The following is a 26545-nucleotide window of genomic DNA, read 5'->3' on the forward strand; positions in this document are numbered from 1 at the left end:
TGTCAGCAGACGAATGAGTGGGGGAAGAAAGATTAGCGCTTATTCTGAAGCTGCTGCTGTGTTTGCGCTCCGTTTTGGAGCGCGGAGATCGCGCGGGCTTTGGCGTCGGGCGGGATGTTCGGGTTATTTTGAATGACCGCGATCCGGTCCGCGACCGACGCGCCGGCGCCCGCCGCCGGTGATTTGGGCGCGGTGTCTCGGGCCGCGCACCCGAAGGCGGCCAGCGCGCAGAGAAAGACGATCGCGAGACGCTGCATATTCACTCCTGGGTTCATTGGGAGATGGGAATCTAGTACGGCGTCGCGCCGGCCCCGCCGTCGTCACTGACATTGTCGATGTAGATATCTTTGTACCAATCGACTTGCCCACGGTTCTTGGATTTGACATGTCCGTCGAGCCATAGGAAGTTCGTGGTGTTGGCGTGGCGGAATCGCGGCAATTGGTTGCAGCCTGCCCACGCGCCGATCTGCGCCGGCGTGGTGGCGTCGCAGTCCCCGTTCACCAGATCCACGGCGGTCGCGGGGTTGTGGTAATTGTTGCCGGCGTTCAGTCCGCCGTTGGACCAGGCGTACTCAGCGGTGGGAAACATCCCGTATCCCCAGGGGCCTGTAGCTGGTTCGCCGTTCGAGCCGCCTTCCAGCATCATGACCTTCTCGGCGGGCGCGTCGACACGGGCCAAGGTCGATGTGGTCCCATTGAAGTCCGGAAAGAGATCGAATCGGATGTGGTACTGGTTTCCTTCAATGCGATTGGGGAACGAGGGGCAGGAGTAAACGCCGCCGTTACGGGCGTCCACGCTGCCCGCCTTGATATAGGGCATCAGCACCGTGTCCCATTCCGCTTCCTGCGGGCCGCCGGGGCTGTTGAACGTGTAGCCGAAGCGGGACAGAGGGAACGTCTCGTCGTTGTCCTGGACATACTGCATCATCGCCAGGCCGATCTGCTTGAAGTTGCTGGTGCAGGTAATGGCGCGCGCCTTTTCTCGCGCCTTGGCGAAGACCGGGAAAAGAATGGCGGCAAGGATCGCAATAATAGCGATGACAACGAGAAGCTCAATGAGAGTAAAGCCGAGTTTTCGATCTTTTTTCATCTGTCTGCTTTCTTTGGCGCGGTATTTTAAATGAGAACGATTGCGACAGCGTTATGAGTAACTACAACGTTGTAGTTAGATTATATCATTTGGCCCATTGGGTGTCAAGAGGAATTTTCCACGGATTGCGCGGAGGAGAAAGGCGTTTGACTCGGACGCTTCGTTATGTTAGAATCGGGGAGACGAGCTGTAGGGAATGACTTCAAACATGGCGACACGATTAATCGATATTGCGGAAAAGGCGGGGGTGTCGCTCACCACGGCCTCCCATGTCATGCGTGGCTACACAAAGTCGAAGATCAAGCGGGAGACATGGGATCATGTCCTGAAGGTCGCCGACGAGCTTGGGTATCGTCCGAACGCCATTGCCCGGTCGCTCAAGATCCAGCGTATCAACACCATCGGCCTTTACACGGGCTATGGATATCATAGTCTGCGCGACCCGTTTCTCGCCGAGGTCTATACGGGAATCCAGCGGGTATGCTCGGATCTGCACTACGATTTTCTCGTCCATGTCGATATTGAAGGCAAGGAGCCGAATGAGATTCGTCTCCGGCTCAACGACGGCAAGGTGGCCGGCCTGGTGGTCTATGCCCAGAGCGGAGACGCCGTGGTCGCGGAGCTTGCCCGTACTCGTATGCCCGCCGTGGCGATCGCGGACCGGCAGGAGCTGCTGCCGTCTCTCATTGCCGACGACGCCGACGGCATGCGCCAGCTTGCCGATTATCTGTGGAGCCGGGGCCATCGCGATATCGCTTATCTCACGTCGCATGTGAAGCTGGCGTCGGTCGAAGCGCGGTCCGAAACGATCGCGCGCTTGATTGCCGAACGTGGCGGACGCTGCACGGTTCTGCCGTTTCCACAGATGAATCCGGGGGAGTTCCTCGCGCAATGGAGGGTGTCCGAGGATCGTCCCACGGCGCTTTGCTGCTGGAACGACTACTACGCCTACCAGATGGTGCGCGCCGGATTAGATCTCGGCTTGAGAATCCCGGATGACCTCGCCATCGTCGGCTTCGACGGCCTACTGGACACGCTGCTGCCGGCCCGCAATCTGGTTACCATCCGTGTTCCCTGGGAAGACATGGCCGCCGAAGCGGCGAAGATGCTGCTGCGACTTTTGGACGGCGAAACCCTACCGTCGATCACCACATTCCCCGTCACGCTTGTCGCGGGCGACACCGCCTGAAGCTGCGTTACGCAGTTCAGCGCCCGATGGCCGCTCATGCGGTCCAAGACATGGTCGGCTCCCGGCCCATCACAGTTGGAGAGCATCACCACGAACTCATCGCCGCCCCAGCGCGCGGCCCAGTCGTCCTCACGGATCTCCTCTTTGAGAATGCGTCCTGTTAGCTCCAGGACGCGGTCCCCCGCCTCGTGGCCGTAACGATCATTCACATCTTTGAAGTGGTCGAGATCGATCATAACCAGACGTGAGGAAATATGGGTCTCGCGTGCACGCATCAGATCCAGCTTCAGTCGCGCGTCGCTCCACGCCCGATTACGCAGGCCGGTCAGCGAGTCCTGAGTGGCGCGCCGCTCCTGCTCTTGAATGAGCTCATCCAGCGTGACGATGGTTTTTTGCAGGTCGGCCATGAGGACGCCCGCTTCGTCCTTGCCGTTGGTGGGAAGCTGCGGCAGTATCCCCCGCTCCATATAATCACGCAGGCTCTGCGAGCAGGCGGCGATCGGCTGCAGCAACGCGTAAAGAGCGAAGGAAAGAAAGATCGTTCCGCCGATGATAAACAAGATGGGACCGAATTCCGGACCCATCAGCCAAGACTGCGGTCCCGGCGGCGTTCCTGGCGGCGGCGGGGGAGGTCCACCGGAGCCCGAGGAATGTATGAGAAGCAGCGCCACCGTCATGGGACCATGCATGCCGATCAGCGCGACAAGCACAAACTTCGCGATATAGCTCTTCGGAAACAGAAAACGTGAGAAGAGGCTGTAGTAACGGATCTGCTTTGTCATCGTATTTTCTCTTAAATTTTCGCAGGGAGCGCCGTGTGGGATGAGAGCTATCATCTTAATATTTCTGACTTTCGAATAAAAATGCTATGAAATCGATGGATGTTGGCGAACGAGAGGAAAATTGGGTACTCTCCCATCGGCATAACCCAAGTACAACGGAGGAATTTTATCAATGGCGACACGCAAAGCAGACGCGGAGTGGACAGGCGATCTGAAAGACGGCGCGGGAACGATGGAGCTGGGCAGCGGCGCGTTTAAGGGCGCTTACTCGTTCAAGTCACGCATGGAAGAGGGCGTCGGCACAAATCCGGAAGAGCTGATCGGCGCGGCGCACGCCGGCTGCTTCTCGATGCAGTTCGCGGCGATGCTCGCGGCGGGCGGCCATGTCGCCACGCGCATCCACACCACCGCGCAGGTGCACTTCGGCCCCGTCGACGGCGGCTTCGCCATCACCAGCATCGATCTGGCGACTGAGGGCGAAGTCCCCGGACTGAGCGCCGAGGAGTTCCAGTCCACGGCTGAAGCGGCCAAAACGAACTGTCCGGTTTCCAAGGCTCTTGCGGCCACCCCCATCACGCTCAAAGCCACGCTGCTTTAAGCTGTCATATTAGTCCGAGCAGCCAGGGGGATCATCGAAGATCCTCCTGGCTGTTCTTTTGCAAGGAAACCCAACCATGTCTGAGCAGGATCTCGAAGCGATGTACCGCACGGAAGTCAAGCCGGTCGACCCGGTCGGCGGCGAAGTTCCGGCGAAGTTTATGAAACTGCTGGCGGCGAACAAGAACGACGCCGAGATGCGCGTCTATACCGTCCTCTTCCATCCCCGCGAAGACGGCGACGACGAAGAAACGCCCGCGCCCACGCGCCGCTCCAGCAGCGCGACCATGGCGCTTGTCACCGTGGAGTTTGGCGAAGCCATCTTTCAAGACTGGAGCAAGACGGATCTGGCCATTCTCGAACACGATGAGGCGTTTCAGGAAATGGCCCTTCGGGCGGTCGAGCGCGCCGGCGCCGAGTGAACGCGTTGCAAACCCGAGCCAACACGCTTGAGCCCGCCAAGGCAAAGTGAGCAATTGTGTGTGGGCTGACATTCAAGCAGGAAGAATGGATGTGTAGAGGGAAATAACGCACATCGCCCGGCGAGCCTTTTGTTCGGTCTTCTTCTGCTCCGCGGGCATTTTCATGGAAAGAGGATTTCACGGAATGGATGCGCCCCAAGGCGAACTCTCCCCTATCCCGCAGGATGCTTCCGAGGATGCGACTGACCACCTGCGGCGGATCGCTGACGCCGCGCCGCTGCTGATCGGGTATATCGGCCTCGATCACTGCTACCGGTTCAACAATCGCGCTTACACGGAGTGGTTCGGCTTCGGGGCCGGCGAGATGCTGGGCAAGCATGTCTCGGATGTCATCGGTGTGGAGGCCTATGAGTCCGTGCGGAGCCATCTCGATGAGGCCGCCGCCGGCAGAGTCAGCCAGTTCGATGTTCAGATGCACTACCATCGGGGCGGCGCCCGCTATGTCCACTCCACATTCGTTCCGGACCGCGACCCTACTGGACGCGTGCAGGGCATCGTCATCTTCGTCACGGACAATTCTGCCCTTCATCAAGCGCAAGAAGATCTGATGGCGGCGTATAAGCGCGAGGTGGTCGTCAACACCATCGCGCGCGCGGCGCGCAGCGCCACCGATCCCGCCGTGATCCTGCAAACCACCACGGAGGTGCTGGGGAAGGCTCTGAACGCCGACCGCTGCTACTATGTGACCTATGACCAGAAGCGCGGTCGAGGCACGGTCGGGCCGGACTGGCGGCGCGAAGGGCTGCCCTCGATCGCCGGCGAATACGATATGTTTGCGTACCACCTCAACCGGAACGCCGCCTATCTTGCCGGCGCGACTGACGTCGTAGAGGATTCCTTCGCGCTGCCGGACAACGCCATGTCCGTGAAATTGGGACTTCGCGCCTTAGTGCGCGCCCCGGTCCATCAGAACGAAATGATGACGGCGCTGGTCGTGGCAATGGCCAGCGAGCCGCGTCAATGGCTCGATCGCGATGTTTCACTGGTTGAGACGATCGCAACACAGACGCGCGGCGCCGTGGAGGCCGCCCGCGCTCGCCTGCGCGAGCGCGCCTTTCTGCGCGATGTCCTCGCCAGCGTCACCGGCGGCAAGCTCCTGCTCTGCGAGCATCCCAGCCAGCTCCCGCCGATCCAAACTCTCAGCGGCGGCCGGATCGCCATCACCTCGACCGGCGCCCTGCGCGAGATCCGTCAGGCGACCCAGCGAGCCGCCCAGCTTTGCGGCCACACGCCTGAGCGCGAACTCGATCTTGTCACCGCTGCGTCTGAGGCGGGCATGAACGTCATCGTCCACGCCGGCGGAGGGACAGCGTATGTCTCGCACGGCGACGACGGCGTCGTCCAGGTGCGCGTCGAAGACCAGGGCCTGGGGATCACGATGGAAAACCTCCCCAAAGCCGCCTTCGCGCGCGGCTTCAGCACCAAATCCACCCTCGGACATGGTTTGAAGATGATGCTCGAAACCGCCGACCGCGTATATCTACTCACCGGCTCCACGGGAACCATCGTAGTCCTGGAGCAAGACCGCGTGCAGCCGCTCCCCGCGTGGCTGTGATGGCCAAATCCTAAATCCGCTTCCTCAGCAGCTTCATCACCGCCGCTTCGCCGGCGTCTAGCGCGTGTGGGTCGGCGGCGACGGCGGCTTTCACATCCTTCAGCGCCTTCCCAAGCGTCCCCTCCATAAACGATTCGATCACGGCTGGGTGAACGTAGCATTTGCGGCAGATGGATGGAGTGTTGCCCAGGCGCTGGGAGACGGCTTCGATGGCGCGGACGATGTTCTTTTTGCGCTCGGTTTCCGTGTCGCATTCCTCGCAGTCGCAGAGGGCGAGGGCGGCGAGGACTGTTCCGGCCCAGGTGCGGAAGTCTTTGGCGGTGAAATCGCTGCCCGAGATTTCGCGCAGGTAAGCGTTGACGTCGCCGGAGTCGATGGAGTGACGGGTTCCGTCGCTATCGACGTACTGGAATAACTCCTGGCCCGGCAGTTCGCGCAGGCGGGCGACGATGCGGGCGAGGCGGCGGTCGCGCAGTTCGATCGAATGGTCCTTGCCGCTCTTGCCCCGGAAATGGAAGCGCAGGTCCGATGTCCCGACATCCACGTGGCGGTTGCGCAGGGTGGTGAGGCCGAACGATTTGTTTGTTTTTGCGTACTCTTCGTTGCCTACCCGGATCATGGTCGTTTCCAGAAGACGAACGATTGTCGCGAGCACTCGCTCACGCTTTAGGCCCGGCAGGCTCAGGTCGTGGAAGACGCGCTCGCGGACATGGGGAAGCGCCTCGCCGAAGGCGATCATGCGCGTGTACTTGGTCCCGTCCCGCACTTCGCGCCACTTGGGATGGTAGCGATACTGCTTGCGCCCCTTCGCGTCCCGCCCCGTCGCCTGCAAATACCCCTTCGGATGTGGACAAATCCAGACATCCGTGTACGCCGGCGGGATCGCGAGCGAGCGGATGCGCTTCAGCGTCTCTTCGTCTTTAATCGTTTCGCCGTCGGGGTCGATGTAGGTGAAGCCGTCGCCGGACTTTTTACGCTGAATACCGGGCTTGGTATCGGAAGTATAGCGCAGTCCGGCTTCCTTGACGGACACAATCGGGTCGGGATGAAGTTCTTGAACGGCTGCTTGGGTATGCATGAAGGGTATTTACCCAAAACATGTTATGCACAATGCGCCCGGCGACTGAAGTCGCGGCTAGAAGTGCACGATGTACCCCTTCGGGCACTCCAGAAACTTGGCGGTTGCGTTTCTTGTCTGGAGTCCACGGAGGTGGACATCGTGCACTTCTAGCCGCGACTTCAGTCGCCGGGCGCGCGGCTTGCGTGATATCATTTCACCTAGAACAGATACTTTGTCTCAATCGCGAAGGCTCAGCCGATAGTTGCGATATTCCCATGCCAGGCGTGCGAGAAGAACGACCTGGAGCCATATCCAACGCAGTATCCCGAAGATCACGCGCCGCTGACGCCAGGCCCAGGCGAGAAGCAGCAGGGCGACGATCAATAGGGGAACCCAAATGGGGGCGTAGACCATGGCGTACGCCGTCGCGGTTGCGCCTCGCGCCAGCTGGCGTCCGAGACCTTCGCGGGCGCGCTGTGCGGAGGCGGCGAACCACTGGCGCAGATCGATTTGGGCGATATCCGTGGTGACGGGGATTGTCCCGGGTTCGAACATCTCCACCGTCACCGTGCTGACGCGGGCGTTGCGCTGCAGATCGATCCGCTGCTGGCTCAGCATGCCTTCGTCGACGTTCGCTCGAAACAAGCGCTCCTGAAGATAGAGGATATCGCTGCCGCGCATCCGGCGTGGACTTTGCAGGACGCCGCCCAGGCGCGTCTCGTGTTTCTGAAGGCTTGAAACTCGGCGCCCCAGCATGTCGTAGTCGGAAGCGCCGCTGACGGCGGTGATGTGTTCCGCGTAAAGCTTGCCCAATCCGTAGGCGCCCGGCAGAAAGGCTCCGGTGCGCTCGGCGGGCAGAGAAAAACTGACCCAGCCGTGCTTCGCGCCTTTCGCGTTGACGATCGTCTTCGCCTCCAGCAGCTCCGCCCCCTGCCGCTGGGCGCTTTCCATGACCTGGGCGCGCGCCATGTCGTAATCCATGACCTTGACCGTCACCGTCCCGCCGCGCTGGATCAGCGCGGCGACGCTCGCCGAACTGTCGTGTGTCGCGCCGCTCGTGCTCTGGGCCACGCTTCCCGTTCCCGCCGTCGCCAGCAAGACTGCCGCGAGCGCCGCCGCGTTTCGTATTCGCATCGGTATGGTCTCCTTTGGTTGACTACGTTTGTAGTATTATATCAATTACTACTTGTGTAGTCAAGTAAGGAGTTTCCAAATGGGATGCGCCTTTGTGAACTTTGCTTAGCTTGTGAGTGCGGGCGTACTCGCTTCGCTGCCTTGCTGGCCCGTCATATACCGTTCGCCCCAGTCGCACATTAGGTTCATGATGGGCTCGAGGCTGAGCCCGAAGGGCGTGAGGCTGTACTCCACCTTGGGGGGGACTTGACGGTACACTTCGCGGTGGATGACCCCGGCTTCTTCCAATTCACGCAGCTGCGCGGTGAGCATCTGCTGGCTCGCCGCAGGGATCAATCGGCGCAGCTCTCCGAAGCGCTTGGTTCCTTCCGACAGGTGGAACAAAATGAGGCTCTTCCATTTGCCGCCGATGACATCGAGGGTCGCTTCAATCGGGCAGCTATAGTCGCGGCCCGGCAGGACATTCTGGACTTCACCCATGTTGAGACACTCCCAATAGTATGATTTTTATGACTATATCAGAAAAATATGCGTACTTGTATTATAGCATGCTACATAGTATTCTCATCCCAATATTGACATTGAGGAGGAAGCTATGAAAGTCCTGATCGTTCACGCGCACCCCGAGTCGAAGTCGTTTAACGGCGCTCTGACGCAGCGCGCCGTCGCCACATTGACATCGGAAGGGCATGAGGTGCTGGTGTCGGACCTCTACGCCATGGGATTCCATCCCGTTTCCGATCGCTCGAACTTCACCACCATCGCCGATCCTGATTATTACAAGCAGCAGACCGAGGAAGCATACGCGGCTGATCACAATGGCTTCACGCCCGAAATTCTTTCCGAAATTGAGAAGGTGGAATGGTGTGACGTTCTGATCTTCCAATTTCCGCTCTGGTGGTTTGGCCTGCCGGCGATTTTGAAAGGGTGGGTGGACCGCGTGCTCGCCTACAAACGAACCTATGGCGATTCCCGCATGTTCGACGCCGGCGTGTTCGCCGGCAAGCGCGCCCTGGTGTCGACGACCACCGGCGGCGGCGCGACGGCGTATTCGCCCCGAGGCGTCACTGGTGACATCCACAAAATTCTCTATCCCATTCAGCACGGCATCTTCGCCTTTGTTGGCTTCGACGTGCTGCCCCCATTTGTCGCCTATGCCGTCGCGCATGGGACGGACGCGGATCGCGCGGCGCAACTGGACGCATGGGACGATCGTCTGCGCGCGCTCTCAACCACGGCGGCGATCGTGTGGACGCCCGGGCTAGCAGACATCGACGAGGCCTATGTCGATGCTGTTCCCCGCTTTCTCGTTCACGCTCTGTGGGCTCGCGAACCGCCCGCCGAATTGGCTGCCGCCGAGTCCGCTGCGGTCGAACGTCTCCAGGCGCAGGGTATCCTGAAGTCGCGTCACGTCGCTGCCGACCACGGTCAAGCCTGGCTGGAACTGCGTGCGCCCGACAGCGAAACAGTTCAGAGACATTTGAAGACACTGCCGCTGTACGAGTATTTGAAATTTGAGGTGACGATGTTAGGAGTTTGACCATAAGTGGTCGCCCTCATTGACACAAAAACGCCGGGACAATTGTCCCGGCGTTTTGTTCAAATTCATCGATGCGAATGGATTTTAGTTACAGCCAGTCGGCTTCGAAAGGAACCAGTTACAGGGGTTGCCGCCGCTGTCCAAACTGCTGTGCTGGTACTTGACGTGGCCATCATACCAGAGGAAATTCGAGCCGTCGGTGTGGCGCTTGTGGGGCATTCGGGGATTGACCGGGTCGCCGGTCCAGGTCTTTCCAAGGAATGTGCCTTTGTAGTCGGTATAGTCGGTGTTATAAGCATTCGCCTGCCCGCCCGATCCGCTGTTGTCTTTGGTCTCGATCAGCATAATCGTGCTGGCGGGGGAGGTGATGGAGGCTATCGCCTGGCTTTCACCGTCATTGCCGCTGATGGTGCCGATATTGTCGACGCAGTTGTAAGCATAGTCCGTGTTTTGTGCATGCGAGTTCAGCACCTGCGATGCCTGGAACTGGTTGCCGTTCCACACATCGACATGCTTGCTCTGATCCGGGCACAGGTAAATTTGCGCGCTCTTCGTATATGGGAAGATCATCTCCGGCCAATACGTGCGGCGGTCAAGTGAACTATTGTACTTGTAAGAACCGCTGTAGAGTTCGTCGTTGTCTTGGCTATACTGCATCTCGCCCAGTCCGAGTTGGCGAAGATTGGAGGCGCAGGAGATTTGGCGCGCTTTTTCGCGGGCTTTGGCGAAGACTGGGAACAAGATCGCGGCAAGAATGGCGATAATAGCAATGACGACTAGTAATTCAATGAGTGTAAAGCCACGCTTTGAAACGGGAGAGATAGAAATCATGGATGGAATTCCTTAACTTATTTAACTGATGAGATGCTGTTAAGACACTGCGTATAGCAATACTCTCAAGCACAATAAAACAATATCATACTTTCATAAAAATAGCAATAGATTGTCAAAAATAAAAGACCAAACAAAATATTTTGTTCAAAATTTTGTCCGTATTTGTACGGTGTTGATAATGATTTTGTACACGGTGTGAGGTTTTTGCTTCTGCGGGATGTTTCAAAAACGGCGTTGCTGCTCTGTCAGACTGCTGGTCATTTTGGTTTTGAGAGATCGCATGGCCGCAGGATCGGCGTCGCTTTCGATCCGCGCCTTGATCTGTAATGCGCACTCGCTCAGGCTGAAGGCGGAAGTATCGACTTCAATGTCATAAAGAGCGTCTGTGTGGATGGTGGAATGCTGTTCACGCGCTTGACCTGGCTCCCGGTCTTTGCGCTCCGCCTCACGCCGCTCTAATTCCGAGAGCGAACAGTGCACGCCGACCAGCCATACCCGCAGCGGCGCCAGTTCCTGGACGCATACGCTGAGCAGGTCTCTGCTGTAGAAGCCGGTGTCCGCCAGAACGTTGTGCCCGGCGGACGCAAACGCCGCAATCGAGCGATAATAGCCAAGCATCGTCTTGGTGAAGGTCTGTTCGACGATGCCGGGCTGGAGGTAACGCCCATGATACGTTCCATAGACAAAACGATCTTCTTCAAGATGGATGTAGGGATCCAAGAGCGCTCTCTGAAGCTCTTTACAGAGGCTCGTCTTGCCCGAACTCGACGCCCCGTTGAGAATAATGATGGTTTCTGGATTCATATATACATTATCGTTTGAGCAGCGGCGAATGATAAATTTTCGTCTGAATGAAATCCCGCCGAAACATTCGTAATCGCGCTTTCCCCGTAAAAATACTTGCCTCAGACTCTTGACTTTTTCGCATTCTTCAAACCGCCATCTGAACGCGAAAATATGTTTGATTTTAGGATTGACAGGCTATATTTAGTATGTTACAATTCAACCCGTTACTAGATATGGTTCAGCGTGTCGAAAGATTGGGTTTGGAATGAAGTGTCCGTATTGCCGGTTCGATGACGATGCGGTGCTGGATTCGCGGCCGATGCAGGAAGGGACGGCGATCAAGCGGCGGCGCGAGTGCAAGCACTGCGGTCGGCGGTTCACGACCTTCGAGACGATCGAAGAGATGCAGCTGATCGTCGTCAAAAAGCCTGGACCCGACGGCGAAAGTCGCCGCGAGCCGTTTGATCGCGCCAAGCTCCTGCGTTCGATCCGGGTCGCCTGCCAGAAGCGCAGCATCTCCGAGGAGACGCTGCAGGGGATTGTGGACGACATTGAGCGCACGCTGACCAATCGTCTGGAAAAAGAAGTCTCCTCCACGGATGTCGGCGAGCTGGTCATGGACCATCTCCACGGACTGGACCAAGTCGCTTACGTAAGGTTCGCGTCGGTGTACCAGGCGTTCGAGGACGCCACACAATTCCGCGACATCGTTAACATGCTGCGCAAGCAGCGTACCCGGAAGAAAGACGCGGGCGCGGTCAGCGAATGACCCTGTCTGAGCCGTCCGATCCGTCTGTTTTGTCTCTGAGCAAGGAGAAGCCGCCATGCCCCGCATCGCCAGCACGAAGCCGCGTCAAGCCAAAGAAGAAACTCTGGACTTGATCGCGGACGAAACCCCCATTGTCGCCGAGAACGCTTCCGCCGCCGAGGAATCCGTGGCCGCCGAAGCGGCGCTCACGATCGCGGAATCGTCCGCCATCCTGGAGCCGCCTGCGCCGAAGAAGCGGGGGCGCAAGTCCAACGCGGAGAAGGCGGCCATCGCCGCCGCCGAAGCGGCCCTCTTCACGGATGCTCCCGCGCCTCCTCCGGCCATCGCGGCGCAGGAAGAGCTGGGACGCGGGGAGGGGCACGACCATCCCTTCGGCCTCGACGACGACCGTGAGCCGTTTGCAGACACCATCGTCGCCCGTCTGCTCGCCGGCCCTCCGCCCGCGCTGAACGGAGCGCCCACCGCGCTGGAAACGGTGATGGAAGTCGCGCCGGCCCCCAAAATTGAACCGATTACGACAACAGATATTAATACAAAGATAGATAAGCACACCAAGGAGAACGCTATGCCCGCAACCGCGGAAAAAAAGGAAACGGCCCTCAAGTCCGTTCAGAAGGCGCCCGGATCGGGACTGACCGTCTCGCGCCGCTACACGCAGCCGGGACAGGATGTCTGGAAGTCCGTGGAGTGGGAGCTGCGCAAGGCGAGCATCGTCGGCAGCGACGGCAAGGTCGTCTTCGAGCAGGACGGCGTGGAGATCCCGAAGGACTGGTCGCAGCTGGCGACCAACGTGGTCGTTTCCAAATACTTCCGGGGCCATGTCGGCACGCTGGAGCGTGAGTACAGCGTCAAGCAATTGATCAGCCGCGTCGCCGATAAGATCATCGAATGGGGCAAGGCCGGCAAGTACTTCGCCACCGAGGAAGACGCCGCCACGTTCCACGATGAGCTGCGCTATATCTTATTGCACCAGTACGCCGCGTTCAATAGCCCGGTCTGGTTCAACCTTGGCTGGCCCGGACGCCGCCAGGCGGTTTCGGCCTGCTACATCAACGAAGTCGACGACACGATGGAGAGCATCCTCGATCTGTACAAGACCGAAGGCATGCTCTTTAAGGACGGCAGCGGCTCGGGCGTGAACCTCAGCACCCTGCGCTCCTCCAAGGAGCCATTGCAGGCGGGCGGACGGTCCAGCGGCCCCATTAGCTTTATGAAGGGCCTGGACGCCAGCGCCGGCTCGATCAAGAGCGGCGGCAGCACCCGCCGCGCGGCCTGTATGCGTGTGCTCGACGTGGACCACCCGGACATTGAAGACTTCATCGACTGCAAGAAAGACGCCGAGCTGAAGGCGCATGCGCTGATCGACGCCGGTTACTCGGGCGCATTCAACGTTGTCAACGGCGCTTACGATACCGTCCCGTTCCAGAACGCCAACCACAGCGTGCGCGTCTCCGATGAGTTCATGCAGGCCGTTGCGGCCGATGGCCCCTGGGAAACCAAGGCCCGTCTGACCGGCAAGCCCATCGCGACCGTGAAGGCCCGCGACCTGATGCGCGGCATCGCCGAAGGCACCTGGGTGTGCGGCGACCCCGGCATGCAGTACGACACCACGATCAACGACTGGCACACCTGCTCCAACACGGATCGCATCTACGCGAGCAACCCGTGCTCGGAATATATGTTTCTGAACTCCACGGCGTGTAATCTTTCCTCGCTCAATCTGATGAAGTTCCGTCAGGAAGGCACCGGCGCGTTCGACACCGAGTCCTTCGAGCACGCGGTTCGCATCATGATCACCGCGCAGGAGATCGTGGTCGGCTTCGCGGCCTACCCGACGGAGAAGATCGAGGAGCGCTCGCACGTTTACCGCACGCTCGGCCTCGGCTACGCCAACCTCGGCGCCCTGCTGATGGCGTCGGGACTGCCGTACGATTCCGACGCCGGCCGCGCCTACGCCGGCGCCGTCACCGCGATCATGACCGGCCGCGCCTACGAGCAGTCCGCCAAGATCGCCCGCGACTGCGGCGGCCCGTTCTCCGGCTACGCTGAGAACCGCGACCCGATGCTGCGCGTCATGCGCAAGCACCGCGCCGCCGTGGCGGACATCAACCCGCGCTACATCCCCGAGACCCTCGCCGCCGCCGCGCAGCGCAGCTGGGACGAGGCTCTGGAAGTCGGCGAGCAGTACGGCTACCGCAACGCCCAGGCGACGGTTCTGGCCCCGACCGGAACCATCGGCTTCCTGATGGACTGCGACACGACTGGCATCGAGCCGGACATCGCGATTGTCAAGTACAAGAGCCTGGTCGGCGGCGGCGCGATGAAGATCGTCAACCAGACCGTTCCCGAGGCGCTCACCCGCCTAGGCTACACCGACGATCAGATGAAGAGCATCATCGCCTTCATCGACGAGCACGACACCATCGAAGGCGCGCCCGCATTAAAAACCGAGCACCTGCCGATCTTCGACTGCGCCTTCCGCGCGAGCAACGGCACCCGGTCGATCCACTACAAGGGCCACATCAAGATGATGGCCGCCGCGCAGCCGTTCATCAGCGGCGCGATCAGCAAGACGGTGAACGTCCCCACCGACGCCACGCCGGAAGAGATCGCCGAAACCTACATCGAGAGCTGGCAGCTGGGCCTGAAGGCGGTCGCGATCTACCGCGACGGCTCCAAGCGCACGCAGCCGCTCAACACGAGCAAGGAAAAGCCCGCAGGCGAAAAGGCGTCGGTCTCAACGCTGTCCGTCGCCCCCGAAGGCCGGTACGCCGTGCGCCGCCGCCTGCCCGACGAGCGCGCGTCCGTGACGCACAAGTTCTCGATCGGCGGCCACGAGGGCTATATCACGGTGGGCCTGTACCCGGACACCGGCGATCCCGGCGAGATCTTCATCCGCATGGCGAAAGAAGGCTCTTCGATCTCCGGCCTGATGGACAGCTTCGCCACTGCGATCTCCCTGTCCCTCCAGTACGGCGTCCCGCTCTCAACGTTGGTGGACAAGTTCATCCACAGCCGTTTCGAGCCGTCCGGCTTCACGAACAACAAAGACATCCCGATGGCCAAATCGGTGATGGACTACATCTTCCGCTGGCTGGCCCTGAAGTTCCTGGAGAAAAACCAGCGCCACAACGTCGGCCTCCTCGTCGACCAGGAGCCCGAACCCGAAGTCGCCGCGCCCGCCGCCAAAAACGGCAACGGCTCCAACGGTAACGGCAATGGCAACGGAACCAACGGCGTGATCAAGCTCTCCGTCGCCGACGGCCCCGCGACCATCGCCGACCACGAGCGCGAAACCTTCCGCAGCCAAAGCGACGCGCCCCCGTGCCCCGAATGCGGCGCAATCACGATCCGCAGCGGCGCCTGCTACAAGTGCATGCAGTGTGGGACGAGTTTGGGGTGTTCGTAAGAGTTCGGGTTAGTGTAGGGAACTAAAGCAAGGCCCGCCGATCTCACGACCGGCGGGCCTTACTTATTGCTGTTGTGTGGCTAGTGAGCCTGCGCTGTGTGTTGTTTGAAAAATAAATTGCGAGATGTCACTGTTGCTGTTGACTCCTGTGCTCCTCTAATGTATAATGTCTTTACGGGGAGGGTAATAGAATATGGCTAAGAGCGATGAAGAATTGACACTCAGGCAAAGAAGTCCGAACTTTCCATATTTTGGGCTCGATGTAGTGGCTGCTGCTGCTCCTAAACTTTATCAAAAGGATAGACGCGCGGCTATCCCTCGGGAAATCGCGGCAAAACACCTAGGGTATGAGACGCTTAATGGTGCTGGGGGTAGGCTTCTCGCTGCTCTAAATCAATTTGGTTTTGTTGAGGATGCGGGTGATCGTAAGGTGCGAGTGTCGCTTTTAGGCGAAAGGCTCACACATCCGAAGAACGATGCAGAGCGCAATGAAATCTTACGAGAGGCTGTTCGACGTCCGAAACTATTCAACGCGATAATCACAAAATATGGGATTGATGGATTGCCATCAGCTCCTACCCTGAAGTCAGAGCTAATTCGGGAATATGGATTTAATCCTACAGCAGCAGATGAATTTCAGCGCTCGTTGAGGCGAACTATTCACGCATTGCCTGTAGATAGCGATGTGGAGGCAGATGGTGATCTCGAGCTGGAACTCGAAACTGAACCGATACCTACAACGCTACCGGCAAAAGAACCTTTACATGTAGGGTTTAATGTGAAGCCACAGTTACCCTCTAACGCACAGGCCGATTTTGTGTTGCACGCGCCTTTGTCGGCTAGAACCAGTGTTGCGCTGACTGTACAGGGAATTATCGGTAAAGAAGAGGCCGAGCGGTTAAGCCAATGGTGGCGCTTAATCGTTGAGCCGACAGTAAACTTTTGGATGGAAGCAGATATGAAGAAGTCTGAGGAAACATCCACACAGGCGTGAGCAGTAGGCTAAGCGCCTACTGCCCAAGCTCTGCGGTTGGGAATAATCCCGAGGTTGCACTTGGATTATACCAGCGGCCGTAGAAAACCACAAGGGGAGTGATGCTGCACTATCCCGTCACTCCTCGGAAAGGTGGGGGCACGTGCGAAATCTTGGCACGAATAATCCCCCTCCAGGATATCGCTGGGTATACACTCGGTATCGCCGGGTGCGGAACTCTGAGCGGATCTTGGATGCTCATGACTACGGTTACGTAGCATGGGCCTTCCTCGTACGCGCGTAGCCGCTGGCTACAATTGACCGGTTGGGAAGACGAAAGTCTTCCCAACCTTTATTTTTGTCGGGCGGTTGTTGACATTTTCTGCATCAATACGTATTAGCCTTTCCGGATTTCCTCTTTCCCCATGAGTACTCCTAAGATACGCGCATCCCACAACCGCAAGCGTCCCGTCGCGCGTCCACGTTTTCAGGCCGGCGGTTAAAACCGCGCCTGGGAGATCGCGGAAGTCCGCCTTCGCGGACTGCATTATCCTTGCCAGTATCGTCGAATATGGGCCGTTCCTTGAGACGTGCGCGCCGGCGATTTTGTAGTCCACGCAGGTGGACTTCTGCGATCTTCCAGGCGCGGTTTTAACCGCCGGCCGACCACCGCAAGGCAATCGCGGGGATACACACGGTTTTAACTCCTAGCCCGATACGCGGACGCGCATGATCTATTCTTAATCCGCGATCTTCAATCCCAAAATATACGCCAGCTTTTCTTCGACCTTCTTCATATCCTCAACAGACAAAAATCCCCAATACTTCCCAAGCCGGTTCTTATCAATGGTCATGACCTGACCCGTATTAATCTCCGAAGTAACACTCAGCCCGTTTCCTTCCGTCGGCTCCACGCGCACCATCGACGGATAGCCCTTGAGTTTCGACGAGATGGTGAGCACGATCGTGACCGGGTAGGCGGTGACGCCATTGCCAATATTGTTCTGGATTACTAGAGAAGGGCGAACGCCTGCCTGCTCCGAGCCTCGGGACGGACTCCAATCGACGTCGTAGATGTCGCCTCTGTGGATATTACTCACCAAGGACGACCTCCCGAGCGGCAGGCAGCATGAAATCGACGTTGTTTGTGTCTGGATCTCGCCCCATCGCCTCAAATCCCTCTCGCCATTCGCGTTCCTTCTCTGCTTCTAAGTAAAGGTTGATCGCATTGATGAGAAGTTTGTTGGCGCTGATGTTTTGGCGAGCCGCCTGCGCCTTGATTTTCTCGTTCAGGGCGGGTTCCACGCGGAGCTGGATTGTGGCTGGCATTCAAGTTTCCTTTCGCAAAAGTGACACTATAATATGATACCATGAATTGATATCGTGATTATACTCTGCTTCTCCCGATTTCGTTAGAATTGTCTTTCCGGATTGCGTTGTGTACCGCGAGTATCCAACCATAGACGCCGCGCGGTAGTCGGCCGGCGGTTGAAACCGCGCCTGGGAGATCGCGGAAGTCCGCCTGCGCGGACTACATTGTCCTTGCCGGCGTCGCCGAATATGGGCCGTTTCATGAGGCGCGCACGCCGCCGATGATGTAGTCCACGCAGGTGGACTTCTGCGCACTTGAAGGCGCGGTTTCAACCGCCAGCCGACTACCGCGCGGCGATTGCGGCGGCGACAACGATTTCGACCGTCTGCCGACTTAATGCATGGCACACATGACATTGGGAGCGCCAGTAACACGCCAAGAGGAGCGAAGATTGAGAAATCACAAAGCGGAAGTGTATATTCATTTGGTCTGGGCCACGTGGGATCGCGAGCCGATGATCCGAGACGAAGATTGTGTGCGTCTCTACGGATTTATTCGAGAGGAAGCCGCGCAAATGCGTGCGGAGGTGGTTGCGATAGGCGGGACTAACGATCATATCCACATTCTGACGGAGTTGCCGGCGACGATCTCCATCAGCGACTTCGTAAAACGCCTGAAGGGTGGATCGTCGCATTTTGTGAACCATTTGTTGAAGCCCGACTATTTGTTTCGATGGCAAGGCGCATATGGCGTGTTCTCGGTATCAACGAGCGATTGTCCGCAAGTGCAGGCATATGTGATGCGGCAGCGCGAACATCATCGTGTAGAGGCGTTGAACGAGGGGTTGGAGTTGATGGGGGAGTAGGCGCATTCACGCCGCGGCGAGAGGATATCGGGTACATTCGGGATTATATCCAGAATCAGGAGAGGCATCATCGTGAGCGGACTTTCGATGCCGATCTCGAATTCGGTTAGGGGCGCCATGAACGAAATAGAACCGCCGCATTGGGTAAATGCGGAGACCGCCTGGAGTTTGAAGATCCTGCTGAATTTGCCGCCAGATCTTGCTGCGTCTCAAGACTGGGAAATTGTTTGTGCTGACGCGGATCGCCTGCCCGAATTCTTTGATCTCTACGAAAATGGCGACTTGGATATCAATCATAAGCATGCGTTGATGTTATTGATTGTCTCGTCTTTCGACGACTACTGGCGATCGTTAGAAGACAATGTTGAAAGCGTGGAGCAGCAGTTCGATGTGAGGATTGAACGCCTGTTGCGACAGGATTTTTTGATCCACCTGCACACTATTCGATACTGGTGCTGTGTTGATGTAGAAGATCTCGAAGAAAATCCCGACCATGGATTTAGCGTAACCCCATTGATGCGACGCATATGGGCAGATTGCTTTAAGCCTGAATATCAGAAATGGATGAAGGATTACGAGTAACGACTGGCGTGATTTTTTGCATCTTAATCGCGAAACACGACTTCCCGACCGGCCGCGAGCAGATAATCGACGTTGTTCGTATCTGGATTTCGCCCCATCGCCTCAAACCCCGCGCTCCACTCCCGCACTTTTTCAGTCTTAAGATATAGATTAACCGCGCTGACAAGAAGTTGATCGACGCTGATATTCTGCCGGTTCGCTTGCTCTCGGATCTTCTCGCTTAAGATCGGAGCAATACGAAATTGAACAGCTTCTGACATCGGCATTTTCCTTTCTGAACCCGCGAAGGCGGGTGACCGTACTTATAGCCGCGAATTCATTCGCCGGGCACTCTTAATGTTCGCCGGCATAACGACGTGCGATATATATGCACACGCCTCACACCCACGCCGCCAGTTTATATGGGAGGTTTTCGCTGTCATAAGCGCCAATATCGTGTTATTGGGCGCCATGCCGGCAGCTCTGGGCAGGCATGTATTGCGATCGAAGCGGAACGTAGCATTTCTTCTCTTTCGTAGAGCATGCCTGCCCAGAGCTATATGCATGGCGCCCGGTGAAAGTTGCTGAACAAAAAACTACTCTTACAACCACGCCGCCACCCCCGGCAGCCGGAAATCCTCCACCTGCAAGAAATCCCTCTCACGCAACTCCACCGCAATCTCCCCCAAATTGTAATAGCGCATCGGCCAGCCGTTCTGATCGACCCGCATCCCGGACGCCATCGCCAGCTGCGCGGCGTCCGCGTCGTCGTAAGGCAAACCGGTACACATGGCGGGATCAAGATCGGCCATCACGAAAAGGCCATATTTTGAGGGTGTAGAGATCAGTGGTCGGCCAGCGATCTTCGAACGTCTCGCACCATAGACCAGCGTCCGTTTTAATGCCCCAGGTGAAGCGGCGCGACACCCATTGCGTATCGACGATTGGGCGGAGGCGTGGGCCAACGGCCCCGCTGAAGCAGAATCGCCAGCCACGACCGGAGCGGTATTTTGTATCGGGGAGGCCCCGCGCTTTATCTTCACCGTCGATTTGGTCGAAGTAAGCTTGGCGCTCGTCGTCCCAGGTTTCCGTGAGCGTGTGGCCGCCGCCCCATGTAAAGAGTGATTGGATAGGACGAAGCAGCGGCCCCGCCTCCACGCGGATGAGAAGCTGATTGGGAGAAAGCGTGATATCAGTGACGCCCAGTCGGCGCAGGATCTTTGCCTTCCACACAAGGCGCAGGATATGACCGATGGCCTCGCGATGGACCGTGTCGGCACGCCAAACGCTATGGTTCGGGGCGATGCGCGCCTGCTCGACGCGCAGCGCCCACTCCTGTCGGAACGCTTCATCTGTTTGGAATTTGCCCATAAGGTACAATAATTATATCCCCTCACACCGCCTGCAACTACGAATTTCGCAACAAGAAAAATTATCTGCGGGCCGGTCGAATTCGCCAAGCTGGAATCGACCAGCTAACAGAAGAGTTTAGGATGAGGTGAATGATTTGGAAAACGAGATGCCGAGTAAACGACTGCTTGTCCTCAAGATGTCGATCTCTATCGATGGTTTCGTCGCCGGCCCGAACGGTGAAATGGATTGGATGCTTGCCAGCAGGGATGAAGAAGGGGCTGCCTGGGTCACCGCCACCCTTTCTGCGGCTGGCGTGCATATTATGGGGCATCGAACGTATCACGACATGGCGGCTTATTGGCCAACATCGACACTGCCAATGGCTGCGGCAATGAACGAAATTCCAAAGGTCATCTTTTCTCGCAGTGGCGAAATATCGGCGCCTGCCGCTGACCCGCAGTTATACACCGATTGGCTTCATCCCGAATACGCGGGATCAGATCTCGTCTGTGACATCGCAGAGCTTAAGGGCAGATCTGGCGGATACATTTTGGCTCACGGAGGCGCGTCCTTCGCCCAAAGTCTTGTCGCCGCCGACCTCATTGACGAATACAGACTGGTCGTCCATCCTGTTGCTCTTGGGCGAGGATTGCCGCTCTTTCCGGAACTTGCCTCGCCTCTGAACCTGGAACTCGTCGAAGTCAAATCGTTCAAAGCGGGAGCCGTAGCCAAGCGCTACATGCGAGTACGATGATTACAGCAATAATCGATTCTAATCTCAACTATTGACAATTAAAAACCAGACATTACAGACAATCCAGACAAAGTTTTCACTATGTCTTCGGGAGAAAAAAGATTCGTCCGAAGATTATGGGAATTCGAGTCTGGATTGTCTGTAATGTCTGAGACATGTTTCCGGATTCGGTGAGGCGGGGCGAGTGTTTCATTATTCGCCCTAAGGCTGCTTTCGCGATACTGCAAATTTGGGCGAAAATCGAAATCGGATACGGTTTTGTAGAGACCGTATCAGGCACGGACAATGAATAACCCAATCTGCCACGAATGCGGCCAGGAGATAGCTTTCGAACCGGAGAACTTGCTGCCGCCGGCTGAGGTGCGGCGCATCCGTCGTAAAATGCGTCTTACCCAGGCGAGCGCCGGAGCGCTCCTCGGGGGCGGGCCGAACGCGTTTCATAAGTATGAGAGTGGAGCGATCCTGCCATCACAGGCGATTTGCAGCACGCTGTATATTTTGGATGAGTTTCCCGAAGCGCTCGCGGTTCTGCGCCGGCGTGCGGAGCGCAAGCGCTCTCGGTCCGAGGACGCCGCGCTTTAGCAATTGTTGGCACGGACGACATGGAGAATATCGTGAACCAAGAATTCGACCAGCGCCTGCGGTGCGGCGAACCGCCGTTTGACGGCGTGATGCTGCATGTTACGGCGGACGATTTGCTTCCCATTTCGGCTCTACGCCCAATATTCTCGAAGGTTGTGGAGTTTCTGCATTCGATATTTCGAGAGGAAGAGCTTTATCGATTTAAGGATTGGCTCCAGCATGATGGATATGTCTCTGGGACATCTCCGGCGACATGGGCGGAACTGCTGGCGCTGCAGGTGTCTGACGAGGCGTTCATGGGGGCGTGTGAATGGGATACTCATGTTAGACGAGCGTACTATTCGGAAAGCCGACAGTTTCTGCTCCGTGTGTATATTTCCGACGAGCCTGATATCTGCATTTCTGCGAATGGCGAGCCGGAGAAGGTGTTCGTGGGAGAACTGGATGTTACGGGAAACATGGATTTGATTGCGTTTTTGCATAAACATCTCAATGACGAATCATTCAAAGTCTCCGATGCAAAGTCATACTTTGATCGGGTTTATTGCTGATAAATTTAGTTATAGATATTTAAACCAATTTATTGCGTAGATAAAGTAGACATTGTAGACAAAGTTTTCACTATGTCGTCGGGAGAAAAAAGATTCGTCCGGAGATTATGGAAATTCGAGTCTCCTTTGTCTGCAATGTCTATTGTCGCCCATCTATGCCGGAAAATGGAAGCCGAGAATAATTTCGTGGCGCAGATAAAACGCGCTTGTCTGCTAGGGGAATCAATGGTACAATGAGACATTACGATTTCTAGCGATGTTGACCAGCGTCGAGTACTATCTGTATGAAAAGATATTTTCGCCATTCAGGAGAAAAGCCATGATCAAGAACAGGCTTTGGGCGGCGACAGGAACGGCCGTTGTGTTCGCGTTCACCAGTTTGGCTCTGAGCGGAGCCAACGCAGTCACTGACCCGAACGCGGACGGGGCGGCGGCCTCTGCGACTGTGATTAAGAACGATGCGGCGGGGTGGATGTGGTACGGCATGGAGCCTTACGAGAATCCCGCGCTTCCCGATGGCGCCGCGCATGTGGGCGGGCCGGGGACGTACGCCATGTACACATTCCAGGGCTCGGGCGTGGATGTCTACGGGATGCGGGCGCTGACGATGGTGGTGGACAAGCGCAGCCACCGGATGGGCAAGCTCAAGATCTCCATCGACGACAAGGAGCAGGCGACCATCGATATGGGCGCCGCTGACGCCGACTACCACGCTAAAGTCTTCAGCATCACGGGGCTTTCGGCCGGCAACCACGTGCTTCAACTCGACCCTGTCGGGGGATGGGCGGTTGTGGATTCGCTTGTTATCTCCGGCGGTACGGGAGAGGGACCGGCGAAGAACGCGCTGGCGGCGGGACTGGTCGCGAAGTCGCATCTGGTGGGGTATTGGCCCTGCGATGAAGGCGCCGGTGAGACCGTGGGCGATAAGTCCGGACACAATCGAAATGGCTTCTTCCAGGCCGGCGCCAAATGGACGACGGACGCCAAGGTGGGCAAGGGCGCGGTCTCGTTCCCGCAGCCTGGCGGCGTTGAGACCTCGGGACCGGTCGTGGACACCACCAAGAGCTACACCGTCGCGGCCTGGGTGAAGGTAGACCAACTGACCGGATATCAGACATTCGTCAGTATCGACGGCGACGATAAGAGCGGCTTCTTCCTGCAAATTCACGGGGAAGGCAATCGCTTTACGTTTGCCCTTGATCCCGCGCACGCTTTTGCGCCCATTTCTCCGCAGACGGGACAGTGGTATCATCTCGCGGGCGTCTATGACGCGCCGACAAAGACCCTGGCGGTGTTTGTGAATGGGGAGCTCCAGGCGAAAGAGCAGGCTCCGCCCACGACCCGCTCGACCGGCAATACTGCGTTCGGCCGCGCGAAGTTCGGCGGCAACTATGTCGACTTCGTCAACGGCTCCATCGACGATATCCGCGTCTACGATATCGCCCTCCAGCCCGCCGACATCATGGCGCTTTACGAAGCGAACAAATAACGGCTCCAACCGCAACCCGTCGGGCGCACACGCGTCCGGCGCACACGCGTCCGGCGGCTTTCGTAAATGAATTACCGCTTGTTCAATTGCTGTTTTGGTGGTAAAATGCCTTTAAAGGGCAGAAATGTTTTCGTAGACCGCCGATTTGTATGAAAAGACATTGTTGTAAGATAGAGGAGAAGCCATGATCAAAATGTGTCTCAAAGCGAAATGCATGGCGTTCGGATGTCTGCTGAGCGTGATCGGCGCGAACGTCGCTCACGCAGTTACCGATCCAAACGAGGATGGCGCGGCGGCGACCGTGGTTAAGAACGATGCGGCGGGGTGGATGTGGTACAGCATGGACCCCTACGAGAACCCCGCGCTTCCCGACGGCGCGGCGCACGCGGGCGGGCCGGGGTCGTACGCCATGTACACGTTCCAGGGTTCGGGGGTGGACGTTTACGGCATGCGCGCCTTAACCATCGTTGTCGATAAGCGCTCGCATCGGGTTGGTAAGGTCAAAGTCACGATCGACGATCAGGATCAGGGCACGGTCGATCTTGGCGTGAAGGAAGCGGACTATCACTCCAAGATCTTCAGCATCAAGGGACTCGCGGGCGGGAACCATGTGATCCAGATCAGCCCGGTCGGCGGCTGGGCCGTGGTCGATTCGCTCACCGTCATCGCCGGCGGGGGCGCCGCCGCGGGATCGGCCTTGCCGTCGTCGGCGGATTTGATCGAAAAAAAACATCTGGTGGGCTACTGGTCATGCGGAGACAGTGACGGCGTTACCCTGGCCGACAAATCCGGCCACGGCCATACCGGAACCTTTCAGGCCGGCGCGGTGGTGAGCAGAGACGACAGAGCGGGAAAGAACGTCGTGTCGTTTCCGAAAGCGGGCGGCGTGGAGATTCCGGAGCCGGTCGTCGATACGTCCAAAAGCTTCACGGTCGCGGCCTGGATCAAGCTCAATAGCCTGACCAGCCTCAACGCCGGCTTTCAGACCTTCGTCAGCATGGACGGCGCGGACCAGAGCGGCTTCTTCCTGCAGACGCGCGACGACACGCGCCGGTTTGCGCTCACCATGCATCCCTTCCACGCCGACGCGACCACCAGCCCGGTCGTCGGGCAATGGTATCACATCGCCGGCGTCTACGACGCTCCTACGAAGACGCTCGCCATTTTCGTGAACGGAGCGCTGGAAGGCACAACTCAAATTCCGGGGCCGACCCGCGCGAACGGCGCCACCGTCATCGGACGCGCCAAATTCAATGGCAATTACACCGACTTCGTCGCTGGCAGCATTGGCGACGTCCGCATGTACGACGTCGCTCTGCTTCCTGTCGATATCGCAAGCCTGTACAGCGCCGGCATGTGAATATAGCGTGAGAGCGTTTATTGCGCCTTCCGCGCTCCGGACGGCGCGAACTTCTTGGCGCGCGCCTGCGCCGCCTTCTTGATCGCTTCTTGACGCCGCACAAACCCCTTGTTGATCTGCCGCGCCGTCAAATCTTTTTCGGTCCGATGCGCGTACTCCTGAACCTTGGGATGCTCCGGTACATATCCCGCCTCCGGCCGCGGCGCGTGATACTCGTTGGAATTGCCGTGCGTCACGCTCGGCTGATATCGTCCCGCTGTCGTCGGCGCGTGCTGATACGCTGACGACATATTCCCCGGCTTGATTCCCGTCTGCGCCTGCGACGGCTGTCCGCAAAGCGCGGCCAGAGCAAGAGCCCCCAGCACACACGCTCCGGTTCCCTGTTTGTGATTGAATAAGCTTTTCATACTGAACCCTTCCCTGAACCACTTGTCCATGAAACACGGCGTGGCGGCAAGCATGGCCGTATCTCACGAAGAAAAACCGCCCCGGCATTTTCATGCCGGGGCGGTTTGCGTTTGATCTTGGAATAGGAGCAGGTGAGATTACTGGCTCTTACCGGGGTCTAAGAATGTGCTGCCGCCATAATAGAAGCCGCTGAGGCGTGTCGCTTTCACATGCCCGTCCATGAACACGACATTGACGAATTCCGTGTGCCGCGCGAGAGGAGCGCACCAGTTGCCGTCGTTGTTGGGACCGACTTCGTTGGCTTTGGAAACCTGGGTGGTTGTGGCCCCCACGGGATCGGCGAAGAATAAGCAGTTGTCCTTGTTGGTGTCGGCAGGCACGGTGGTGAACGGCGCGACGTTGCTGGCCTTCTGTCCCTTATCGACGATCACGACCGTGCCCGCCGGAGCATTGAAGCTTGCCAGCGGCAAACCGTGCTGCTCATCGCCGAACTGCATAGCGTCGTAATTGAGGGCGTAGCTGTTGTGGAACGCTTTCCCAAGGCCGGGATCATCGCCGGAGAAGGAAATGGCGTTGGGTGAGGCGCTGTCGTCCGGACACCGGAAAACTTGCGTGCTCTTGATATAAGGCTGAAGGATTTGCCCGTAGTGCGCGGCGTTTCCTCCCGTGGGCCTGATCCAACCGCCGACGGAGATTTCATCGTTGTCCTGAGCGTACTGCACCATGCCTAAACCGATCTGGCGCATGTTGCTGGAACAGCTGATCTGGCGCGCTTTTTCGCGCGCTTTGGCGAAGACAGGGAAGAGAATCGCGGCAAGTATGGCGATAATAGCGATGACGACGAGCAATTCGATTAATGTAAATCCTGCGGTGCGTTTCATAGTTCTTTGACTCCAGAAATTGACGTAATGATGATGATGTTCGACACACAATGGGAAGAAGCGGCTTTTGCTTTTCATTGTATGATGTCTTTATCTTATCTCAATAACTGATGTTACGCAGCCTCGTCTGTTGCGTTGGTCTTGTCTCGGGTTTGGGTAGTAATCGAATATTCCACTGAGGAGTCTCGGGTTCCATGAATAAACCACTCTTGGATCTGTATTCGGACTA

General features: G+C 57.7%; 30 protein-coding genes and 2 pseudogenes. 16 read left to right on the forward strand and 16 right to left on the reverse strand.

Features of this window, described 5'->3' with window-relative positions:
* Positions 1-32 precede the first annotated feature (32 nt).
* Positions 33-257: a hypothetical protein gene (locus ABIZ35_RS12960; RefSeq protein WP_348220330.1), complete on the reverse strand. Its 225-nt coding sequence runs from the start codon at positions 255-257 to the stop codon at positions 33-35.
* A gap of 32 nt (positions 258-289) precedes the next feature.
* Entirely contained in the window at positions 290-1090 is an 801-nt protein-coding gene (locus tag ABIZ35_RS12965) for a DUF1559 domain-containing protein (RefSeq protein ID WP_348220331.1), read from the reverse strand.
* A 208-nt stretch (positions 1091-1298) separates the two neighbouring features.
* Between ABIZ35_RS12965 and ABIZ35_RS12970 the strand changes: the two genes are divergently transcribed.
* Complete coding sequence (locus tag ABIZ35_RS12970) at positions 1299-2279, forward strand: LacI family DNA-binding transcriptional regulator (RefSeq protein WP_348220332.1); 981 nt, start codon at positions 1299-1301, stop codon at positions 2277-2279.
* A gap of 44 nt (positions 2280-2323) precedes the next feature.
* On the opposite strand, the pseudogene ABIZ35_RS12975 reads toward ABIZ35_RS12970, so the two are convergent.
* Positions 2324-3115 (reverse strand): annotated as a pseudogene (locus tag ABIZ35_RS12975) (GGDEF domain-containing protein); the annotation flags it as partial.
* A gap of 118 nt (positions 3116-3233) precedes the next feature.
* Here ABIZ35_RS12975 and ABIZ35_RS12980 point away from each other — a divergent pair.
* The 3 genes from ABIZ35_RS12980 (at position 3234) to ABIZ35_RS12990 (ending at position 5695) form a co-directional block, all read left to right on the forward strand.
* Complete coding sequence (locus tag ABIZ35_RS12980) at positions 3234-3659, forward strand: OsmC family protein (protein WP_348220333.1); 426 nt, start codon at positions 3234-3236, stop codon at positions 3657-3659.
* Between the two features lie 76 nt (positions 3660-3735).
* Entirely contained in the window at positions 3736-4080 is a 345-nt protein-coding gene (locus ABIZ35_RS12985) for a hypothetical protein (protein WP_348220334.1), read from the forward strand.
* Between the two features lie 184 nt (positions 4081-4264).
* A complete protein-coding gene (locus tag ABIZ35_RS12990) occupies positions 4265-5695 on the forward strand; it encodes a PAS domain-containing protein (protein WP_348220335.1) in 1431 nt (476 codons plus the stop codon).
* A gap of 10 nt (positions 5696-5705) precedes the next feature.
* Here the strand turns inward: ABIZ35_RS12990 and ABIZ35_RS12995 are convergent, their stop codons facing one another.
* The 3 genes from ABIZ35_RS12995 to ABIZ35_RS13005 all read right to left on the reverse strand — a co-directional run bounded on the left by ABIZ35_RS12995 (position 5706) and on the right by ABIZ35_RS13005 (position 8369).
* Positions 5706-6773 (reverse strand): DNA topoisomerase IB, encoded by a 1068-nt coding sequence (locus tag ABIZ35_RS12995; RefSeq protein ID WP_348220336.1) that lies wholly within the window; start codon positions 6771-6773, stop codon positions 5706-5708.
* A gap of 219 nt (positions 6774-6992) precedes the next feature.
* A complete protein-coding gene (locus ABIZ35_RS13000; protein ID WP_348220337.1) occupies positions 6993-7889 on the reverse strand; it encodes a DUF4349 domain-containing protein in 897 nt (298 codons plus the stop codon).
* A gap of 105 nt (positions 7890-7994) precedes the next feature.
* Positions 7995-8369, reverse strand: a complete 375-nt coding sequence (locus ABIZ35_RS13005) for a helix-turn-helix domain-containing protein (protein ID WP_348220338.1) — start codon at positions 8367-8369, stop codon at positions 7995-7997.
* Between the two features lie 115 nt (positions 8370-8484).
* Between ABIZ35_RS13005 and ABIZ35_RS13010 the strand changes: the two are divergent.
* Positions 8485-9108, forward strand: a pseudogene (locus ABIZ35_RS13010) (NAD(P)H-dependent oxidoreductase); the annotation flags it as partial.
* A gap of 27 nt (positions 9109-9135) precedes the next feature.
* Positions 9136-9429: a muconolactone Delta-isomerase family protein gene (locus ABIZ35_RS13015; RefSeq protein WP_348220357.1), complete on the forward strand. Its 294-nt coding sequence runs from the start codon at positions 9136-9138 to the stop codon at positions 9427-9429.
* Between the two features lie 84 nt (positions 9430-9513).
* Here ABIZ35_RS13015 and ABIZ35_RS13020 read toward each other — a convergent pair whose 3' ends face one another.
* Together ABIZ35_RS13020 and ABIZ35_RS13025 are read right to left on the reverse strand one after the other, a co-directional pair.
* Positions 9514-10260, reverse strand: a complete 747-nt coding sequence (locus ABIZ35_RS13020) for a DUF1559 domain-containing protein (protein WP_348220339.1) — start codon at positions 10258-10260, stop codon at positions 9514-9516.
* 225 nt (positions 10261-10485) lie between these two features.
* Positions 10486-11067, reverse strand: a complete 582-nt coding sequence (locus tag ABIZ35_RS13025; protein ID WP_348220340.1) for an AAA family ATPase — start codon at positions 11065-11067, stop codon at positions 10486-10488.
* 247 nt (positions 11068-11314) lie between these two features.
* Here ABIZ35_RS13025 and nrdR point away from each other — a divergent pair, with 247 nt between their 5' ends.
* The 3 genes from nrdR to ABIZ35_RS13040 all read left to right on the forward strand — a co-directional run bounded on the left by nrdR (position 11315) and on the right by ABIZ35_RS13040 (position 16221).
* Positions 11315-11818 carry a transcriptional regulator NrdR gene (nrdR, locus tag ABIZ35_RS13030; RefSeq protein WP_348220341.1) on the forward strand — a complete coding sequence of 168 codons (504 nt, stop codon included), beginning with the start codon at positions 11315-11317 and terminating at the stop codon, positions 11816-11818.
* A 565-nt stretch (positions 11819-12383) separates the two neighbouring features.
* Positions 12384-15227 (forward strand): vitamin B12-dependent ribonucleotide reductase, encoded by a 2844-nt coding sequence (locus ABIZ35_RS13035; RefSeq protein ID WP_348220358.1) that lies wholly within the window; start codon positions 12384-12386, stop codon positions 15225-15227.
* Between the two features lie 193 nt (positions 15228-15420).
* A complete protein-coding gene (locus ABIZ35_RS13040) occupies positions 15421-16221 on the forward strand; it encodes a hypothetical protein (RefSeq protein WP_348220342.1) in 801 nt (266 codons plus the stop codon).
* Between the two features lie 290 nt (positions 16222-16511).
* On the opposite strand, the gene ABIZ35_RS13045 is transcribed toward ABIZ35_RS13040, so the two are convergent.
* From ABIZ35_RS13045 to ABIZ35_RS13055, 3 genes are all read right to left on the reverse strand, one after another.
* Complete coding sequence (locus ABIZ35_RS13045; protein ID WP_348220343.1) at positions 16512-16817, reverse strand: hypothetical protein; 306 nt, start codon at positions 16815-16817, stop codon at positions 16512-16514.
* A gap of 123 nt (positions 16818-16940) precedes the next feature.
* Positions 16941-17300 carry a type II toxin-antitoxin system PemK/MazF family toxin gene (locus ABIZ35_RS13050; RefSeq protein WP_348220344.1) on the reverse strand — a complete coding sequence of 120 codons (360 nt, stop codon included), beginning with the start codon at positions 17298-17300 and terminating at the stop codon, positions 16941-16943.
* Positions 17293-17529, reverse strand: coding sequence for a toxin-antitoxin system HicB family antitoxin (locus ABIZ35_RS13055; RefSeq protein WP_348220345.1), 237 nt, complete (start codon positions 17527-17529; stop codon positions 17293-17295). The genes ABIZ35_RS13050 and ABIZ35_RS13055 overlap by 8 nt, the downstream gene beginning before the upstream one ends.
* Positions 17530-17921: 392 nt before the next feature.
* Here ABIZ35_RS13055 and tnpA point away from each other — a divergent pair, with 392 nt between their 5' ends.
* Together tnpA and ABIZ35_RS13065 are read left to right on the forward strand one after the other, a co-directional pair.
* Positions 17922-18377 carry an IS200/IS605 family transposase gene (tnpA, locus tag ABIZ35_RS13060; protein ID WP_348220359.1) on the forward strand — a complete coding sequence of 152 codons (456 nt, stop codon included), beginning with the start codon at positions 17922-17924 and terminating at the stop codon, positions 18375-18377.
* A 72-nt stretch (positions 18378-18449) separates the two neighbouring features.
* The gene (locus ABIZ35_RS13065; RefSeq protein ID WP_348220346.1) at positions 18450-18959 is read left to right on the forward strand and encodes a hypothetical protein; all 510 of its coding nucleotides are present in this window, start codon (positions 18450-18452) and stop codon (positions 18957-18959) included.
* Between the two features lie 23 nt (positions 18960-18982).
* Here the strand turns inward: ABIZ35_RS13065 and ABIZ35_RS13070 are convergent, their stop codons facing one another.
* From ABIZ35_RS13070 to ABIZ35_RS13080, 3 genes are all read right to left on the reverse strand, one after another.
* Positions 18983-19219 carry a hypothetical protein gene (locus tag ABIZ35_RS13070; protein WP_348220347.1) on the reverse strand — a complete coding sequence of 79 codons (237 nt, stop codon included), beginning with the start codon at positions 19217-19219 and terminating at the stop codon, positions 18983-18985.
* Positions 19220-19540: 321 nt separating this feature from the next.
* On the reverse strand, positions 19541-19729 hold the full coding sequence (locus ABIZ35_RS13075; RefSeq protein ID WP_348220348.1) for a hypothetical protein: 189 nt from the start codon (positions 19727-19729) through the stop codon (positions 19541-19543).
* A gap of 7 nt (positions 19730-19736) precedes the next feature.
* On the reverse strand, positions 19737-20318 hold the full coding sequence (locus ABIZ35_RS13080; RefSeq protein WP_348220349.1) for a hypothetical protein: 582 nt from the start codon (positions 20316-20318) through the stop codon (positions 19737-19739).
* A gap of 127 nt (positions 20319-20445) precedes the next feature.
* On the opposite strand from ABIZ35_RS13080, the gene ABIZ35_RS13085 reads away from it, so the two are divergent.
* The 5 genes from ABIZ35_RS13085 to ABIZ35_RS13105 all read left to right on the forward strand — a co-directional run bounded on the left by ABIZ35_RS13085 (position 20446) and on the right by ABIZ35_RS13105 (position 25027).
* The gene (locus ABIZ35_RS13085; protein WP_348220350.1) at positions 20446-21045 is read left to right on the forward strand and encodes a dihydrofolate reductase family protein; all 600 of its coding nucleotides are present in this window, start codon (positions 20446-20448) and stop codon (positions 21043-21045) included.
* A 285-nt stretch (positions 21046-21330) separates the two neighbouring features.
* Positions 21331-21627, forward strand: a complete 297-nt coding sequence (locus ABIZ35_RS13090; protein ID WP_348220351.1) for a type II toxin-antitoxin system MqsA family antitoxin — start codon at positions 21331-21333, stop codon at positions 21625-21627.
* Positions 21628-21659: 32 nt separating this feature from the next.
* On the forward strand, positions 21660-22178 hold the full coding sequence (locus ABIZ35_RS13095; protein WP_348220352.1) for a hypothetical protein: 519 nt from the start codon (positions 21660-21662) through the stop codon (positions 22176-22178).
* A 319-nt stretch (positions 22179-22497) separates the two neighbouring features.
* Entirely contained in the window at positions 22498-23667 is a 1170-nt protein-coding gene (locus tag ABIZ35_RS13100; protein WP_348220353.1) for a LamG domain-containing protein, read from the forward strand.
* Between the two features lie 184 nt (positions 23668-23851).
* Positions 23852-25027: a LamG domain-containing protein gene (locus tag ABIZ35_RS13105; RefSeq protein ID WP_348220354.1), complete on the forward strand. Its 1176-nt coding sequence runs from the start codon at positions 23852-23854 to the stop codon at positions 25025-25027.
* 17 nt (positions 25028-25044) lie between these two features.
* Here the strand turns inward: ABIZ35_RS13105 and ABIZ35_RS13110 are convergent, their stop codons facing one another.
* The gene (locus ABIZ35_RS13110) at positions 25045-25434 is read right to left on the reverse strand and encodes a hypothetical protein (RefSeq protein ID WP_348220355.1); all 390 of its coding nucleotides are present in this window, start codon (positions 25432-25434) and stop codon (positions 25045-25047) included.
* A gap of 138 nt (positions 25435-25572) precedes the next feature.
* On the reverse strand, positions 25573-26316 hold the full coding sequence (locus tag ABIZ35_RS13115; RefSeq protein ID WP_348220356.1) for a DUF1559 domain-containing protein: 744 nt from the start codon (positions 26314-26316) through the stop codon (positions 25573-25575).
* Positions 26317-26545: the final 229 nt, after the last annotated feature.

Origin of the sequence: Capsulimonas sp. (genome assembly GCF_039929585.1) — a bacterium.
Lineage (GTDB): Bacteria > Armatimonadota > Armatimonadia > Armatimonadales > Capsulimonadaceae > Capsulimonas.

Coding starts and splice junctions, on each gene's coding strand:
- ABIZ35_RS12960 (WP_348220330.1), bottom strand. CDS start 257: ATGCAGCGTCTCGCGATCGTCTTTCTCTGCGCGCTGGCCGCCTTCGGG.
- ABIZ35_RS12965 (WP_348220331.1), bottom strand. CDS start 1,090: ATGAAAAAAGATCGAAAACTCGGCTTTACTCTCATTGAGCTTCTCGTT.
- ABIZ35_RS12970 (WP_348220332.1), top strand. CDS start 1,299: ATGGCGACACGATTAATCGATATTGCGGAAAAGGCGGGGGTGTCGCTC.
- ABIZ35_RS12980 (WP_348220333.1), top strand. CDS start 3,234: ATGGCGACACGCAAAGCAGACGCGGAGTGGACAGGCGATCTGAAAGAC.
- ABIZ35_RS12985 (WP_348220334.1), top strand. CDS start 3,736: ATGTCTGAGCAGGATCTCGAAGCGATGTACCGCACGGAAGTCAAGCCG.
- ABIZ35_RS12990 (WP_348220335.1), top strand. CDS start 4,265: ATGGATGCGCCCCAAGGCGAACTCTCCCCTATCCCGCAGGATGCTTCC.
- ABIZ35_RS12995 (WP_348220336.1), bottom strand. CDS start 6,773: ATGCATACCCAAGCAGCCGTTCAAGAACTTCATCCCGACCCGATTGTG.
- ABIZ35_RS13000 (WP_348220337.1), bottom strand. CDS start 7,889: ATGCGAATACGAAACGCGGCGGCGCTCGCGGCAGTCTTGCTGGCGACG.
- ABIZ35_RS13005 (WP_348220338.1), bottom strand. CDS start 8,369: ATGGGTGAAGTCCAGAATGTCCTGCCGGGCCGCGACTATAGCTGCCCG.
- ABIZ35_RS13020 (WP_348220339.1), bottom strand. CDS start 10,260: ATGATTTCTATCTCTCCCGTTTCAAAGCGTGGCTTTACACTCATTGAA.
- ABIZ35_RS13025 (WP_348220340.1), bottom strand. CDS start 11,067: ATGAATCCAGAAACCATCATTATTCTCAACGGGGCGTCGAGTTCGGGC.
- nrdR (WP_348220341.1), top strand. CDS start 11,315: ATGAAGTGTCCGTATTGCCGGTTCGATGACGATGCGGTGCTGGATTCG.
- ABIZ35_RS13035 (WP_348220358.1), top strand. CDS start 12,384: ATGCCCGCAACCGCGGAAAAAAAGGAAACGGCCCTCAAGTCCGTTCAG.
- ABIZ35_RS13040 (WP_348220342.1), top strand. CDS start 15,421: ATGGCTAAGAGCGATGAAGAATTGACACTCAGGCAAAGAAGTCCGAAC.
- ABIZ35_RS13055 (WP_348220345.1), bottom strand. CDS start 17,529: ATGCCAGCCACAATCCAGCTCCGCGTGGAACCCGCCCTGAACGAGAAA.
- tnpA (WP_348220359.1), top strand. CDS start 17,922: ATGACATTGGGAGCGCCAGTAACACGCCAAGAGGAGCGAAGATTGAGA.
- ABIZ35_RS13070 (WP_348220347.1), bottom strand. CDS start 19,219: ATGTCAGAAGCTGTTCAATTTCGTATTGCTCCGATCTTAAGCGAGAAG.
- ABIZ35_RS13075 (WP_348220348.1), bottom strand. CDS start 19,729: ATGTGTACCGGTTTGCCTTACGACGACGCGGACGCCGCGCAGCTGGCG.
- ABIZ35_RS13090 (WP_348220351.1), top strand. CDS start 21,331: ATGAATAACCCAATCTGCCACGAATGCGGCCAGGAGATAGCTTTCGAA.
- ABIZ35_RS13100 (WP_348220353.1), top strand. CDS start 22,498: ATGATCAAGAACAGGCTTTGGGCGGCGACAGGAACGGCCGTTGTGTTC.
- ABIZ35_RS13105 (WP_348220354.1), top strand. CDS start 23,852: ATGATCAAAATGTGTCTCAAAGCGAAATGCATGGCGTTCGGATGTCTG.
- ABIZ35_RS13110 (WP_348220355.1), bottom strand. CDS start 25,434: ATGAAAAGCTTATTCAATCACAAACAGGGAACCGGAGCGTGTGTGCTG.
- ABIZ35_RS13115 (WP_348220356.1), bottom strand. CDS start 26,316: ATGAAACGCACCGCAGGATTTACATTAATCGAATTGCTCGTCGTCATC.